This window comes from Buttiauxella sp. B2, from assembly GCF_006376615.1.
Taxonomy (GTDB): Bacteria; Pseudomonadota; Gammaproteobacteria; order Enterobacterales; family Enterobacteriaceae; genus Buttiauxella.
In genome coordinates this window covers 18,047-31,950 of sequence record NZ_VEXQ01000001.1, presented here as the reverse complement: position 1 = coordinate 31,950, position 13,904 = coordinate 18,047, and the positions used below count along the sequence as shown (strand labels likewise).

Sequence of the window (13,904 nt, the reverse complement as noted above, 5' to 3'; positions counted from 1 at the left end):
GCGTCGCATGAACACATATCCCGTGGCGGCAGCTTTCATACTGACAATAGCAACAAGTGATGCGTTGGCCACTAGCGAACCTATAGAGTTCAACACTGATGTGTTGGATATCAAAGACCGTTCTCACATCGACCTGACTCAATTCTCCCAGGCGGGTTACATCATGCCGGGAACCTACACGATGGCATTGAGGGTAAACAGCAGCAGTCTGCCTGAGCAGGCCATCCAGTTTTTAATACCGGATAATAACCCGCAAGGCAGCGAAGCCTGCTTGACGCCCGATATGGTCAGTTTACTGGGGCTGACAGCCAGTGCCAGCAAATCGTTGACATGGTGGCATCAGGGACAGTGCCTCGATCCCGCCTCGCTCAAAGGGACAGTATTGCGGGGAGACCTGAGTACAGGCGAACTGCATGTCAATTTACCCCAGGTGTATCTGGAATACACGGCAGATAACTGGGACCCCCCGTCACGCTGGGATGAGGGGATAGCGGGGGCGTTATTTGACTACAGTCTGAATGCGCAAGCTACTCGTCAGTCTCAGGATGCTCAACATAATGCTCAGTCTGTCAGCGGTAATGGGGTCGCCGGAGCGAATCTTGCAGCATGGCGCCTGCGGGCGGACTGGCAGGCGCAATATAACAGCTCAACGGGATCCGATAGATCTTCTCTGCAGAGATGGGACTGGAGCCGGGTTTATATGTACAGGGCCATCGCGGCGTTACGGGCCAGATTGACGCTGGGTGAGGACTACCTCAACTCCGGTATGTTTGACAGCTTTCGCTATACCGGAAGTAGCCTGGTGTCTGATGACAATATGCTGCCGCCTAATTTGCGCGGCTATGCCCCAGAGGTTTCTGGTGTAGCTAAAACCAACGCTAAGGTGACTATCAGTCAAGCTGGTCGTGTGATTTCTGAGCAGATGGTGGCTGCAGGTCCGTTCCGTATTCAGGATCTGAATAATGCCGTGAGTGGCAAGCTGGATGTCAGGGTTCAGGAACAGGATGGCAGCGAGCAGACGTTTCAGATTGACACGGCGAGTGTGCCATATCTGACCCGACCAGGGATGGTGCGTTATAAGGTGGCGGTAGGTAAACCCTCAGACTTTAAACATCACAGTGAGGGGCCTGGTTTTACGACCGGGGAATTCTCCTGGGGAGTAGACAACGGGTGGTCGTTGTACGGTGGTGCACTGGCGGCGGGTGATTATAACTCCCTGGCTCTGGGGTTGGGACGGGATCTACTAGTGTTGGGGGCGCTGTCGTTTGACCTAACACAGTCGCGGGCGAAGCTCTCCGGTGGTGATATCAAGAGCGGCGGGTCATACCGGTTGAGTTATTCCAAGCGGTTTGATGAAACGGACAGCCAGGTGACTTTTGCGGGATACCGCTTCTCTGAGAGGGATTTCATGAGTATGTCGCAGTTTTTGGATGCGCGCTACCACAGCAACACTGCTACGGGGAGCAGTAAAGAACTGTACACCCTGACGTTTAGCCAGCAGCTCCGTGCGTTGGATCTGAGTGCTTACCTGAACTATAGCCATCAGACCTACTGGAATCAGCCGGAGAGCAATACCTATAACATCTCTGTCTCTCGCTATTTTGACGTAGGGCAATTGAAAAACTTGAGTCTGAATGTGTCGGCTTATCGGACTACGTTCAATAGTACCAATGACGACGGCATGTATCTGGGTCTGTCGGTACCTTGGGGCGGTGGCGGATCGCTTAGCTATGATGTGCAGCTTAATAAAGGGAGTAACAGCCATTCCGTGGGGTACTACGACAGTATAAACGACGATACCAGTTATCGTGTCAGTGCGAGTGCTGGACGGGGTAGTGATACGAGCGGTAGTGGATATTTATCACACAATGGCTCGCTAGCGGACGTGACCTTGACGGCCAGTGCTCAGGGGAGTCAGTACAGTGCGGCCGGTTTGTCTCTGCGGGGTGGGATGACCGCGACGGCGCACGGCGCGGCATTACACCGCACGGGTGCACAGGGAGGAACCCGAGTGGTGGTTGATGCGGATGGCGCAGGAGGTGTGCCGGTAAGAGGGTACGGCGCATCTACCTACACCAACCAGTTTGGTAAAGCGGTCGTGAGCGATGTGAGCAGTTATTACCGTAACAGCATCAATATTGACCTGAATAAACTGGGCGACGATGTTGAGGCTATTCGTTCAGTGGTGGAAGGTACTTTCACCGAAGGGGCGATAGGTTACCGGAAGTTTGGTGTGATTTCGGGGCAGAAAGCAATGGCTGTCATAAAAATGGCAGACGGGAGTACACCTCCGTTCGGGTCAACCGTGCTTAACGCCGGCAAGGCACAGACTGGGTTAGTGGGTGAGGATGGCAATGTCTGGCTGTCTGGGATTAATCCGGGTGAGACAATGACGGTCAATTGGGACGGAGAGGTGCAGTGCCAGTTTGCTCTGCCTTCACCATTACCCGCGGGTATGGGTAGTACCAATCTGTTGTTGCCGTGTACTGCGGTGACGTCCGGTACCCCGGGCCACCCATGAATTAAACAACTGAACGCGCATGCCTGTCGCGTAAGCCGCCAGGGACGGTAGCCCCGGGTGGGGGAGCAGCTCTTTGCTCCCTCTTCTGTGGGTCCGTGGCAGGAAGCATCAGAGTATTCCGGGTATCCGGAGCAACATTACTGAAACAAGACGATAGAGAAAAGAGAGACGAAATGGAAACTCGGCACACATTAATCCACACCACCCGACTGGTCGGGCTGGTGTTAACCACGCTGATGGCAGCGCACAGTAGCCATGCAGCTCTGGCACTAGACCGCACGCGCGTGGTGCTGAACAGTACAGATAAGTCGGTCAGTCTGGGGATTACCAACGGGAACAAAGAACTGCCTTACCTGGCGCAAGCGTGGATTGAAGATGCCGACGGTAACAAAGTTAGCGATCCTCTGGTCGCTTTACCGCCGGTACAGCGGATAGAACCGGGTGCCAAAAGTCAGGTAAAGGTGCAGGTCACAGCTGGTGCTCACCTCCTGGCGCAAGATAAGGAAACGCTTTACTACTTCAATCAAAGGGAAATCCCGCCGAAAAGTGACAAACCGAACACATTACAGATTGCTCTGCAAACCCGCATCAAACTGTTTTATCGCCCGGCAGCGCTGGTTGTTGACCCGAGCCACAAACCCTGGCAGGAGCAACTGACTTTGAGCCGTCAGGGTGACCATTATGTGGCGAACAACCCGACGCCTTACTACGTCACGGTTTCAGTCGCTTCCTCTACGGCGAAAGGCTCGCCTGTTGCGGGGTTCAGCCCGATGATGGTCCCGCCGAAAGGTAACGCCATACTAGGCGGTAGCGCCAGTGCGTTGGGGAGTAGCCCGGTACTGACCTATATCAATGACTACGGTGGTCGTCCGCAACTGGTCTTTGGTTGCAGTGGCAACACTTGTAGCGTGAAAAGCACAATCCAAGGGTAGGGAGACGCTGGTCGTGGAGCGAAAAGGCGGGAGATTGATATGAGCAAACGGGTGGTTCAGCCCAACAGGCAAGATAGGCGCTGGCATCGCTGCCGGAAAAGCCTGTGGGCCAACCTGAGGGTGACAGGATTATCGCTGACGCTGGGTATCACCGGTTCTCTTTTTTATCCGGCTAATGCGACGACATCGAAGCCCCCAGATAACTGGGTCGTGGAAGGGGCTCACGGGGAGGTACGCATACACGGGTTGTTCACCGAAGGGGCGTGTCGACTGGATGCTACATCGGCATACCAGGACATAGATCTGGGGACCTCGTCGCGGGTTGTACTTGAGCACGAGGGTGACCAGGGTATTCCTGTCCCAGTGTTACTGAAGTTGCGGGATTGCATCCGCATGCAGGGTAATGGGAGCGACATGCGTACGGGGCGCCACACCTGGGATCCGATACAACCCGTGGTGACGGTGTCCTTCCTGGCACCTGCTGACCCCGATAGCCCGGAACTGGTGAAGGTGTCTGGGGTGACTGGTTTAGGGCTACGCATAATGGATGCGCAGCATCGGGATATTCGGTTAGGAGCGCGTGGCATACCGCAGTTTATCACCCCCGGTAGTGATGAATTGGTCTATTACGTAACGCTGGAACGCACTCTGGCACCCTTGACCACCGGTATCTATCGGGCGGTAGTGCACTTCATGCTGGACTATGACTGAAGTCGGTGATGGCGAGTTAATGGAATATGGAATAAGGCAGAGGCAATACTGATGAAAAAACGACAGGCGCTGACCAGCTTCCTTATAGCCGCATGTCTGATGAGTGTGATGTCACAAGGCTGGGCACTGGAAAATAACGTGCAGATAACCGGTAGTCTGGTTTCGGAGCCTTGTACGCTGGATCCCAAACAATCAGACATCCCTCTGGATTTTGGCAACCTGGTAGGCAAGTACTTTGCTCTCAACGCCCGCACGCCGGGGGAAACGTTCAACATTGTCCTGATTGGCTGTGATATCAGTCTGGGGCAGAGCGCGACGGTGACCTTTCTCGGCACGCAGAGCGGGATTCTGCCGGGATTACTGGCTCCGGATGACGGCGATACACACGGTATTGCTATTGGAATTGAGCAGTTGGACGGGAAACAGGTACCACTGGGGAAACCGACACCAGCCTATCAATTGACTGAAGGGACCAACACGTTGACGCTCAAGGGCTACGTGGCGGCGCCTGAGCCGGATGCGGTCAGTAACCGAAAAATCGTGTTTGGGCCGTTTACCGCGACGGCGACCTTTGAAGTGGCGTATCCGTGACCGGCGGCATGCAGGACAGCCAATATATACGTCGAATAATAGAAGAAACGAATCAGTGTTTGCAGGCTTATGCCTTGCGCTGGGTTTGCCTGACAACTGACTATTTTACCTGTTCGAATGCGACAGTGAATGTGGAGAAAGTGAAACCATGAAACGGACAGCCGGTCTTTTACATCCCGACCTGTGCCCACCCTCAGCTTCTATGACGTGGCGCGGTTTTCTGGCGGTGTTTTGCCTGATGTGCATGCTATCGGTCGAAGCAGAAGCCGCTCCGAGAAATCCTGGAGAAGAGTTCACAATGGATATTGCCCTCTCGGGTACGGTTGTAGCCACCGGGAAGTGTACGTTTAATCAAGACGGAACGGTGGCGATAAACTTCGGTGATGTGCGCTATAGCACCTTGTCAGGAGCTCCCGTCCTGATGGGGGGCCCCTACAGCCAACCGATGGTCAGCGCCATGACCTGCACGGGGGATACGGTAGGAGCAAAAATGAAGCTGGATGGCACTAGCGTGAGTTTCTCGGGTGCCAGCCTGCTTGCTGTGACGGATGATAAAGGGGGGACGCTTGGCAAGGAGTTTGCGATCCGTTTGATGGTCAATGGTAAAGCACAAAACATTAATGAGTGGTTTAACGTTGATACGGCAACACCTCCATCACTGGTTTCAGAGTTGGTACAGACTGGCAGTGGCTCCGGTTTTGTGAGTGGGGCGACATTTAGCTCTAGTGCCACGCTGACGATGGCGTTCAATTAATCGATATATGGATGTAAGACAATGTGTAATCACCATATAGATGTGAATACTCGCCCAAATTTATTCCTCAGCGTCTCAGATCAACGCCGGCTATGTAGCTTTCGTCTGCGAGCGTTGGTGTTAATGGCATTGATAGCCCCAATGCCATTAATGGCTGAGCAAACGGGTGATGACGTCAAGTATTCATTCAAGGGGGCGCTGCTTGCGCTGCCACAATGTCAGGTAAGCAATGAGGCGGTCATTAATGTGCGCTTTGGCAACGTGGGTATTAATAAGGTGGACAGTGGGCAGTACATACAGCCCATTGACTACACACTGGACTGTGGCAGTGCGACAGCGGCCAATACGGTGTCCCTTGTATTCAAAGCGACGACGGTGACGTCGGACGGTACATCACTGATAACCAATTTGGACGGCCTGGTAGTGAAGATATTGCAAGATGGGCAACCGATGACACTAAACAAAAAAATTACCATTAATCTGGGTAGCCCACCGAAGCTTGAGGCCCGGCTGGAAAGAGTATCGGGTAAAGAACTGGTCGAGTCACCTTTTACGGCGACAGGCACTTTGGTGGCGGAGTACTTCTAGTACGCCAAAATAAAACACTGTACGAGGGGGCAGGCAATAGACAGACCTGTCTCTGGAATAATAACCCGGCAGTTGCCTTGAATGCGGCTGCTTTGATAACCCGCTGCAGCGTTAGGCGCAACTCTGGCTTCGTTTCGCGTAAACGAAAATCGAGTGCAGGGGGATGGAAGCTGAATATGAAATACAAACCCGCAGTCCTCGCAGTCCTCGCAGTCCTCGCAGTCCTCGCGGCCCCTTGCATCCTCTCCCCTGCCTATGGGAACGTGTCTGGGGTACCTTTTCCCGACGAACCATGCCCGGAAGGAAGCAAGAACGTATATGAAACCAACTGGACCTGCCAGGGCGGCGCGGGCTCCTATCAGTTCGGCGCCGGCGCCAAGTACTCCACCAGCACCGAGGACTTGAACTCGGAAAGCTATGGTATGGACCACTCTTACGTCCCGTTCTCCGGGGACTATAGGATCATCTCCCATCTCTGCTATTCCGAAACATCGGAAAACTGCAACATGGCCCGGTCGTCCTCTGACGTTCCAGCGAAAAATTCTTCCCGACTCGAGGCTGGGCAAGAGATCGGCCTCCAAAATATACGTGCGGGGGGCTCATCGCTCAATAAAAAAGTCGGAGTCCCGCACAGTCTCTGCTTGACCCTAAGAGACGAACGCGGGGGCGATTGGAGGGGGGTAATTAACAATTGGGAGGCCCTGTGGTGCCCCGATGCTAAACAGCTACCCGATACGCCTGTTACCTGCACTATAAATGACGGTGGCCCGCTGAACGTCCAATTCGACAACCTCGAGCGATCGTCTATCGCTACTTCCGTTCAACCCACGCCGTCATTGAAAAAGAAGTTCACCATTATGTGTGCAGTAAACGCAAACGTCACTGCGTCGTGGAAATTCAAATACGACCCTATCTCGATAGGAGGGGGGACCATTGTGCAAACGACCACCCCGGGTCTCGGTGTAGCTATCACTTATAAGGGGAAGGTCGTCGCACCGTCAGATACTATCACTGAAACATACTCCCCCGGCTACACCGATATAGAGCTGGGTTTTGAAGCGGTCCGCGACCCGAAGGTGACGATCGGCACAGGTAATTTCACCGGACACGCAGTGTTGGTTATGACCCAGCAGTAACTTCATGATGCGTTAGTGTCCACATCCCCGCGACGACATAATCGTCGCACCGGGATGCACTGGCTAAACCCAAAAAACATTTCTTCCGCCGGCTCCACTCGCCCTGCGGTGGGAATGTGACGTCTGTTATCTCCTGGTCAGCAGGGGCGGCGATGAATACATCGAGACAAAATATGTTCAATAAAACGTTTCAACAACCTTCGGTTTCACAGCGTAACTCTGATGAGATGCACCGCCTGCTGTTGCTGGAAAATGCCGTGCTGAACTACAGCGGTGGGCTGGTTAATCTGACATTGCGTGCCCGCCAGCAGGCCCGGGAGTTACAGGAGAGTCAGCCGGAGGCGGCTCAATTGCTCAAGGATGTGGCGTGCTATCTGCATGATGTCGCGGTCTGCGGCCAACTGGACATCGCCTGGAGCCGTCTGAATGACTGAGGAATTATCCCTGGCTCGCCCGGTTCGGCAGACACTTCCTCGCGTAGCCCTGGGGATGCTGGCCTTGCTGTATCTGGGGGTTGGTTCCTGGTCCTGGCCAACATTGCCTGGTCAGGGGATGGACCTGACGGTTAACCTGCTCGCCGGGGTGTGGCTGGCCCTGGGGGGCATAGGTCTCTGTGGGGTCTTGTGGGGGCGCCACCTGCGGGGTGGCACTGTGGGTATGATGGCCGCGGCAGGCGCGGTATTCATGACACTGCCACTGTTATGGACGCCAGCGGATTTCTGGAACGGTGCCCTGCAGCGGTTGGTCGGGGTATGGGTGCTGACCTTGTTTCTCTGGGTGTTGCTCCAGTTCCCGGGCCGTGGGGGCTTTCGCCGTGGGGTGTATGGTCTGATAGTCCTGGCGGGGTGGGCTCAGGCCGGGCTGGCCGGCTGGCAGGTGCTCTTGCCTGTCTCCGCCGGGTGGTGGCTGGGCTATGACGTTGCTGCCGCCAACGGGCGGGCGTTGGGCTCTCTGATGCAAGCCAATCTGCTAGGGTCTTTTGTGGCGACGGCCTTGCTGTGTGCGGTGTGGATGGCGGTGTCTGAAACCGGGCGTCGCTGGCGCGCGCTCGCCTGGCTGAGTGTCGGAGTGCTGGCGGCTGGCGTGGTGATGTCAGAGTCCCGCTCTGCGGAGGCTGGCGCAACAGTGGGAGTTCTGATGTTGCTGTGCTGCCTCCCGCTGCGAGCCCGTAGTCGCGGGGCTGTGCTTCTGGTGCTGGTCGCGGGTCTGACAGCAGGACAGGTCGGATTACATGGGCGCCCTGCAACGCTGCCCTCATCAGGGCCGGACGGGGCGAGCAGCCTCACCCAGGATATCCGCCCGACGAATGTTGACGCGCGTCTGGTCTGGAACCGCCAGCACTCTGGCGATGAACGACTGACCCTGCTGAGAGGGGCGCTGAGCATCACCGTGGACCACCCGTATGCCGGGCTGGGCCTGGGAACCTTTGAAACCCGCTTCCCGTCAATTCTCAACGAGCATGGCATCGCTAATCCGTTTACGGTAACGGCGCAACATCCGCACAACGAACTGCTGTACGTCTGGGCTGAAGGTGGTCTGGTGGCGCTGGCCGGGTTGTTGCTCTGGCTGGGTATCTGGTTGCTTCCGTTCCGGCTAACCCGTGAGCCTGACGGATGTGGTGCTCAAATGCGTTATCGCCCTGTTGCCCGTATACGCTTTGCTTCACGTGCCACAGCGGCGCGGGGCGTGCTCACGTTACCCTTAATGGTGCACGTGATGACGGAATATCCCCTGTACCAGTCGGTGGTGCACGGCATAACCCTGGTCGTGCTGCTGTGGCTGGCGTTGCCCGCCTCGCTACGCCGGCCAGTTGTATCTGGTCGACAATACAGTCGCCTGCTGGCGTCGGTCGTCGCCGGGGTCAGCCTGGCGGGGATGGGGTTTATGGTCACCGGGTTGCAGTCGGCCACCTGCCTGCGGGAAGCAGAGCAATTCGGTCTGATGGACGCTACCCCGCTGTCTCGGGTGATGAACCCCTACGCCCAGCCGGACCGTCTGCTGTTTGACCGGGCGGTGAGCAACCTGATGCAGTTTAATCTCACGCGGGACCCCGCCAGATTGCTCCAATTCCAGAGTCAGGCTGAGCAATGGTTGACACGCCATAATGATGCCAACCTGACGGCGACCCTGATAAAGATTGCCGTTGTACAACAAAACCCTTCGCAGAGAGAAGCCTGGCGCCTCCGGGGGTGCCTGAGTTTCCCTCAGGACAACCGCTTTGCGTGTTTGCCTGCCGATACCGACCTGAGTGGACAGCCTGAGGAGGCCCTCGAATGATTAAAAAAGACCGACTTGACGCCATGACAGGCGGCTGGTTTGTGGGCGGTTTTACACCCGCCGCGTATACCACCACCGCGGTGGAAGTAGCGGTGCAGCACTTTCCTGCCGGATATTGTGGTGCAGCCCACCATCATCGGCAGGCGAATGAGGTGACCCTGCTGTTGTCCGGGCGCGCCCGCATGGCCGGAATGTTGCTGGTTGCCGGTGACATCCTGACCCTGTCCCCCGGAGTATCCTCCACATTTGAAGCGCTGGAAGCCTGTGTCACCGTGGTGGTGAAACACCCCAGTGTCCCAAATGACAAATACCTGGATACCCCTGTTCAACCCGTCCCGACACAACCTGAAGAGACCCATGATGCTTAATATCGTTATCCCGATGGCCGGGCGCGGCAGTCGCTTTGCACAGGCGGGGTTTACGGACCCCAAACCCTTTATCCCGGTGGGTGGCGCCCCCATGATTGAACTGGTCATCAACAATCTGCGTCCGACCTGTCCGCATCGGTTTATTTTTGTCTGTCAGCAGGTGCATCTGGATCGGTACGGTTTTGTCCCCCGCCTGAGGGCACTGGCGCCCGGTTGTGAAATCCTCGGATTGCCCGGCGTAACGGACGGGGCGGCTTGCTCGGTGCTGGCCGCGGCACGCTGGATTGATAACGACCAGCCCCTGATGATAGCTAATGCTGACCAGTGGGTGGATGTGGATATCAACGCCTACCTGGCCACCCTGGACAGTGACGGTCTGGATGGTCTGATGATGACCATGAAGGCTGACGACCCTAAGTGGTCTTATGCCCGTTTTGATGCGCAGGGACAGGTCTGTCAGGTGATTGAAAAAGAGGTGGTGTCCGGAGAGGCCACTGTGGGCATTTATAATTATCGCCGGGGGCAGGATTTTTGCCGTCTGGCACGGGACATGATTACCCGTAACGCCCGCAGTCAGGGCGAATTCTATGTTGCCCCTGTCTATACCGATTTGTATCGGGAAGGGATGACCCGGATAGGGGTGTACAACATCGGCGAAGACGGTCGCGGGATGTACGGGTTAGGTACACCCGATGACCTGGCCCGTTTTCTGATCTCACCCGGGTTATCCCGGGCAATAGCTCAGGGGCAGGGGGGCGCATGAAACTGATGGCACTGGCCCATCAGCGAGCCTTGCGATATCCGGCCTGTCGGGTCACGCTTGACCTGGACGCACTTCACGTTGCGGATCCGGATAACACCACGGTGCTGACCTTCGCACGCTGTGCTGTGCCGGTGCGCCGACTTTCTGCGCTGGACCGGCTGGGGGGGCTTCCTCCCGGTGATGTGGTGGTGTCCCGATTTGAAACCTCACCGCTGTCGGCATTGTTGCTGTGGGATATCGCCCACGGCCTCCCGGTGGGACGACGATTGTACCTGCAGGCATCAGATAACGTAGCAAACCTGCTGGAGCGCGCTTACTACCGCGAGGCATTCCGGGAGGTGACGGATATCCCTGATGTTGCCTGTGGACTACGAGTGTTTACTAAAGACACGGCCCTGCCCGCAGAAGCTGACCGCGGTCTGGAGCAGTGGAGTTTCTGTATCCCCACCGGTGACGGTGAGCCATCTGCATTGAATGCTTGTGTGGCCCGCATTCTGGCACTCGGGGTCCCGCAGATGGAGATTGTGCTCTGTGGGCGTCCCCGGGCAGATTTTCGCTATTGGGACCACGTGCGGATTGTGGGTGAAGACATCCCGGCACCGCCGGTGCATATCACGCGCAAGAAAAATGTGCTGGCCACTGCCGCCCGTTACCCGAATTTGTGCATCCTGCATGACCGGGTGCTGTTGCCGGTCAACTTCATGTCGGCTGTCCGGCGCTTCGGGGATGACTATCCGTTTACTGGTTTTCAGTCCTTCTGGTTTGCCGATACATGGAATGCGGTGCCCCGGCGTTACTCCGACGTTTGTGTGGGACAGCAGGTACCGTCGGTGTTGACGGCGGCAGTACGCACTGGCCGGGAGGTGTTGCCGGCATATGAACAAATGGGTTTTGTGTTCCAGCATCCGTGCCGTGCCGACTTTGGTAGGGAACACCTGACGGGGAGTTTGTACCTGTGTAAAAAACAGGTCTGGGCCCGCTGGCCACAGAATGAACAGCTGAACTGGTCGGAATATGAGGATGTGGAGCATGGACTGTGGGCGTCGGTTGCCGGTATTCCGTCGCGGATAAACCCATACAGTCTGACGCGCACCCTGTCTTATCGCAGCATTTTTCACTTTCTCGGCGCTTCAATCGGTTCCGATATTCGGGGACAGGTAAAGCCACATCGGCTCCCTCAGGAGTGGTGGGGGTTGCCACGACATCCCACACTACGTATCACTGAGTCCGAAGGGCGCCAGCGACTGGCGGTGTTTGCCCGGCAGTATAGCTGTACTGACATGGATGTCCCGTCTGGTGATGTTCCAATGACGGGTCTCCGACGTTATGCCCTGATTGCCCGTTTGTTGTGGGCGGCGCAGGGCGATACCCGGAACCTGGTCCGCGACTGGTACCACAGTGTGTTGTGTGAGGAGCCGGTGCCGTCTGATGTCGACTGGTTACAGGCGGTGCTGGACAGTGCTGAGAGCCCTGCCCGGAAAAAACTGGACTGGTTGCGTCACCCGGCATTGATCCGTCAGGTGTACAACAATCCGTTCAGCTCACCGTTTTTACCCGATACCCTGATGGCGGTTTCCCCACCGGGGTGGCGCCTCAAAGCCGGAAGCTTGCTGGCGGCGCTGACGCTTAAATACGTCAGCCGCGATGCGGCTTTTCCCCTGAGCCTGCGGGAGCTGTGGCTGGTCATACTGAACAGCGGACCCAGACATCAGGAGGGTGAGGATGAATAACCCTGTGAATGACACCTCGGCTCGTCCTCGGGTCGTCGCGGCTTCGCTGTCGTCGGTGCTGGCCTGGTGTGACGGCGATGCACAGGCACTGCCCACCCTGACCGGGGTCACCCTGTGCCTCTGGCTTACCCTGAGTGAGGAGGGATCTGTCCACACGGTGAGGGAGGGGGTGTCTGAAACGACGGGAGAGAAGCTCTCGGCCGGCCGGGTCATTGTGTTGCATCAGACCGGGAGGATGACGGAGCCGGCGAAGGTCTGGCCTGCACTGGCGTATCCGATGGCAGTAGCGGCTCACCACGGGCAACCCGTGACTTTGTTGCTTACTGGTGGCGCCCTGTTGCGTCGGCAGGAAGCGTGGCAGAACTGGCTGGATTTCTCCACACGGGGGCACCCCCCGGTGCGGCGTTTGCTGCTGCTTGTTCTGGCAGGTGCGGTCGTGCTGGGGAACGGCTGGACGGCGCGGCTGGCCAGGCTGGGATTGGGGTTAATACGAAAGGGGAAGACATGGATACGTTGAGTATAGTGTTCCAGGGACCGGTGGTTGAGGGTGGCGGCCCCCCCCATCCGGCGCTGTTTTTTATCCAGCGTACCCGGCAGTGCTTCCCGCATGCCGAGATGATTGTGTCCACCTGGTATCGTACGCCGGAAGCGGATGCGGCGTTGCTGGCGCAATTATCTGTGATGGATGTGCGTCTGGTGCTCAGTGAGGACCCCGGGGCGCTGACCGGATCCGATGGCGCAGGGACCTGGCTGACCAACCTGAACAGGTTACGGGTTTCCGCTCAGGCTGGCCTGGCGGCGGCGACGCGGCCTCTGGCCGTGAAGCTGCGCACCGATTGTTATCTGGGCAGCCGCGCCCTGGTGGGGTTGCTGAACCGCCACGTGGTCGCGGATGACGGACTGGCGCGAGACGGGCACTTCCAGGTGTTCTCCCGCCGGGTGATCAATGCCAGCTTGTTTGCCCGGGATGCGCGCGGCAGCCTGCCGTACCTGTTTCACCCGGGGGACATTCTGTTGGCGGGACGGACCGCCGATGTGCGGCTTTTTTTCAGTGCGCCACCGGCGACCCCGGCCCTGTTCGCACCGGCCACGATGCCGGGATTGTGGTGCGCCTGGCGTTATGTCCCGGAGCAGTACTTTTGGGTGCATGCCATTCATCAGGCCACGGACCGTTGGGTGTATGACGGTAATTTTCATTACACGCCTGCGCAGGTGGCCGCGTCTGAGCAGTATTACCTGGCGAATTTCAGAGTCACCACGCCATCACAACTGGGATTACGCTGGCCTAAGTACTGGCGCCGCTATCCGTTACGAGGGTTGTTCAGTGTCTATACACCGTCACGCTGGCAACGGTTGTATCTGCGAAACCAGGGCTCGGTTCCCCGGTTGAGCGTGCTTGCACGGATGGAGGAACTGATGACGGGGGTGTGGCGCACGGGATACCGGTTACGCACCCGGATATTGCGATGTCCTCCCCTCCGCCGTCTGCTGGTTGGTCTACTGGGACGCAGGTCATGACGTATCGTCACCCTG

The 13,904-nt window shown here is 57.1% G+C and carries 14 protein-coding genes; all 14 read left to right on the top strand.

The genetic code is table 11. The features are described 5' to 3' along the window. The first annotated feature begins 7 nt into the window (after positions 1 to 7). The 14 genes from FH968_RS00210 to FH968_RS00145 all read left to right on the top strand — a co-directional run bounded on the left by FH968_RS00210 (position 8) and on the right by FH968_RS00145 (position 13,889). Positions 8 to 2,521, top strand: coding sequence for an outer membrane usher protein (locus tag FH968_RS00210; protein WP_139876387.1), 2,514 nt, complete (start codon positions 8 to 10; stop codon positions 2,519 to 2,521). Between the two features lie 173 nt (positions 2,522 to 2,694). Continuing rightward, positions 2,695 to 3,453, top strand: a complete 759-nt coding sequence (locus tag FH968_RS00205; protein WP_139876386.1) for a fimbria/pilus periplasmic chaperone — start codon at positions 2,695 to 2,697, stop codon at positions 3,451 to 3,453. A 39-nt stretch (positions 3,454 to 3,492) separates the two neighbouring features. Beyond that, complete coding sequence (locus FH968_RS00200; RefSeq protein WP_139876385.1) at positions 3,493 to 4,164, top strand: fimbrial protein; 672 nt, start codon at positions 3,493 to 3,495, stop codon at positions 4,162 to 4,164. Between the two features lie 51 nt (positions 4,165 to 4,215). Continuing rightward, positions 4,216 to 4,755, top strand: a complete 540-nt coding sequence (locus tag FH968_RS00195; RefSeq protein WP_139876384.1) for a fimbrial protein — start codon at positions 4,216 to 4,218, stop codon at positions 4,753 to 4,755. A 148-nt stretch (positions 4,756 to 4,903) separates the two neighbouring features. Beyond that, on the top strand, positions 4,904 to 5,509 hold the full coding sequence (locus FH968_RS00190; protein ID WP_139876383.1) for a fimbrial protein: 606 nt from the start codon (positions 4,904 to 4,906) through the stop codon (positions 5,507 to 5,509). 21 nt (positions 5,510 to 5,530) lie between these two features. Next, the gene (locus FH968_RS00185; protein ID WP_139876382.1) at positions 5,531 to 6,097 is read left to right on the top strand and encodes a fimbrial protein; all 567 of its coding nucleotides are present in this window, start codon (positions 5,531 to 5,533) and stop codon (positions 6,095 to 6,097) included. 176 nt (positions 6,098 to 6,273) lie between these two features. After that, the gene (locus tag FH968_RS00180) at positions 6,274 to 7,233 is read left to right on the top strand and encodes a fimbrial protein (protein WP_139876381.1); all 960 of its coding nucleotides are present in this window, start codon (positions 6,274 to 6,276) and stop codon (positions 7,231 to 7,233) included. Between the two features lie 152 nt (positions 7,234 to 7,385). Further along, on the top strand, positions 7,386 to 7,667 hold the full coding sequence (locus tag FH968_RS00175; protein WP_139876380.1) for a hypothetical protein: 282 nt from the start codon (positions 7,386 to 7,388) through the stop codon (positions 7,665 to 7,667). Beyond that, positions 7,660 to 9,510, top strand: a complete 1,851-nt coding sequence (locus FH968_RS00170; RefSeq protein ID WP_139876379.1) for an O-antigen ligase family protein — start codon at positions 7,660 to 7,662, stop codon at positions 9,508 to 9,510. Before FH968_RS00175 ends, FH968_RS00170 begins: the two co-directional genes overlap by 8 nt. Then, entirely contained in the window at positions 9,507 to 9,878 is a 372-nt protein-coding gene (locus FH968_RS00165) for a hypothetical protein (RefSeq protein ID WP_189388913.1), read from the top strand. Before FH968_RS00170 ends, FH968_RS00165 begins: the two co-directional genes overlap by 4 nt. Further along, positions 9,868 to 10,641, top strand: a complete 774-nt coding sequence (locus tag FH968_RS00160; protein WP_223271251.1) for a glycosyltransferase family 2 protein — start codon at positions 9,868 to 9,870, stop codon at positions 10,639 to 10,641. The genes FH968_RS00165 and FH968_RS00160 overlap by 11 nt, the downstream gene beginning before the upstream one ends. Next, positions 10,638 to 12,371 carry a hypothetical protein gene (locus FH968_RS00155; protein WP_139876378.1) on the top strand — a complete coding sequence of 578 codons (1,734 nt, stop codon included), beginning with the start codon at positions 10,638 to 10,640 and terminating at the stop codon, positions 12,369 to 12,371. The genes FH968_RS00160 and FH968_RS00155 overlap by 4 nt, the downstream gene beginning before the upstream one ends. After that, positions 12,364 to 12,888 (top strand): hypothetical protein, encoded by a 525-nt coding sequence (locus FH968_RS00150; protein ID WP_139876377.1) that lies wholly within the window; start codon positions 12,364 to 12,366, stop codon positions 12,886 to 12,888. The genes FH968_RS00155 and FH968_RS00150 overlap by 8 nt, the downstream gene beginning before the upstream one ends. Next, the gene (locus tag FH968_RS00145; RefSeq protein WP_139876376.1) at positions 12,876 to 13,889 is read left to right on the top strand and encodes a WavE lipopolysaccharide synthesis family protein; all 1,014 of its coding nucleotides are present in this window, start codon (positions 12,876 to 12,878) and stop codon (positions 13,887 to 13,889) included. The genes FH968_RS00150 and FH968_RS00145 overlap by 13 nt, the downstream gene beginning before the upstream one ends. The last annotated feature ends 15 nt before the right edge of the window (positions 13,890 to 13,904 follow it).

What these genes read in the sequence shown, in the direction of transcription:
- FH968_RS00165 (WP_189388913.1), top strand. Translation starts at nt 9,507, where the DNA reads ATGATTAAAAAAGACCGACTTGACGCCATGACAGGCGGCTGGTTTGTG.
- FH968_RS00205 (WP_139876386.1), top strand. Translation starts at nt 2,695, where the DNA reads ATGGAAACTCGGCACACATTAATCCACACCACCCGACTGGTCGGGCTG.
- FH968_RS00160 (WP_223271251.1), top strand. Translation starts at nt 9,868, where the DNA reads ATGATGCTTAATATCGTTATCCCGATGGCCGGGCGCGGCAGTCGCTTT.
- FH968_RS00145 (WP_139876376.1), top strand. Translation starts at nt 12,876, where the DNA reads ATGGATACGTTGAGTATAGTGTTCCAGGGACCGGTGGTTGAGGGTGGC.
- FH968_RS00150 (WP_139876377.1), top strand. Translation starts at nt 12,364, where the DNA reads ATGAATAACCCTGTGAATGACACCTCGGCTCGTCCTCGGGTCGTCGCG.
- FH968_RS00180 (WP_139876381.1), top strand. Translation starts at nt 6,274, where the DNA reads ATGAAATACAAACCCGCAGTCCTCGCAGTCCTCGCAGTCCTCGCAGTC.
- FH968_RS00175 (WP_139876380.1), top strand. Translation starts at nt 7,386, where the DNA reads ATGAATACATCGAGACAAAATATGTTCAATAAAACGTTTCAACAACCT.
- FH968_RS00190 (WP_139876383.1), top strand. Translation starts at nt 4,904, where the DNA reads ATGAAACGGACAGCCGGTCTTTTACATCCCGACCTGTGCCCACCCTCA.
- FH968_RS00185 (WP_139876382.1), top strand. Translation starts at nt 5,531, where the DNA reads ATGTGTAATCACCATATAGATGTGAATACTCGCCCAAATTTATTCCTC.
- FH968_RS00155 (WP_139876378.1), top strand. Translation starts at nt 10,638, where the DNA reads ATGAAACTGATGGCACTGGCCCATCAGCGAGCCTTGCGATATCCGGCC.
- FH968_RS00210 (WP_139876387.1), top strand. Translation starts at nt 8, where the DNA reads ATGAACACATATCCCGTGGCGGCAGCTTTCATACTGACAATAGCAACA.
- FH968_RS00200 (WP_139876385.1), top strand. Translation starts at nt 3,493, where the DNA reads ATGAGCAAACGGGTGGTTCAGCCCAACAGGCAAGATAGGCGCTGGCAT.
- FH968_RS00195 (WP_139876384.1), top strand. Translation starts at nt 4,216, where the DNA reads ATGAAAAAACGACAGGCGCTGACCAGCTTCCTTATAGCCGCATGTCTG.
- FH968_RS00170 (WP_139876379.1), top strand. Translation starts at nt 7,660, where the DNA reads ATGACTGAGGAATTATCCCTGGCTCGCCCGGTTCGGCAGACACTTCCT.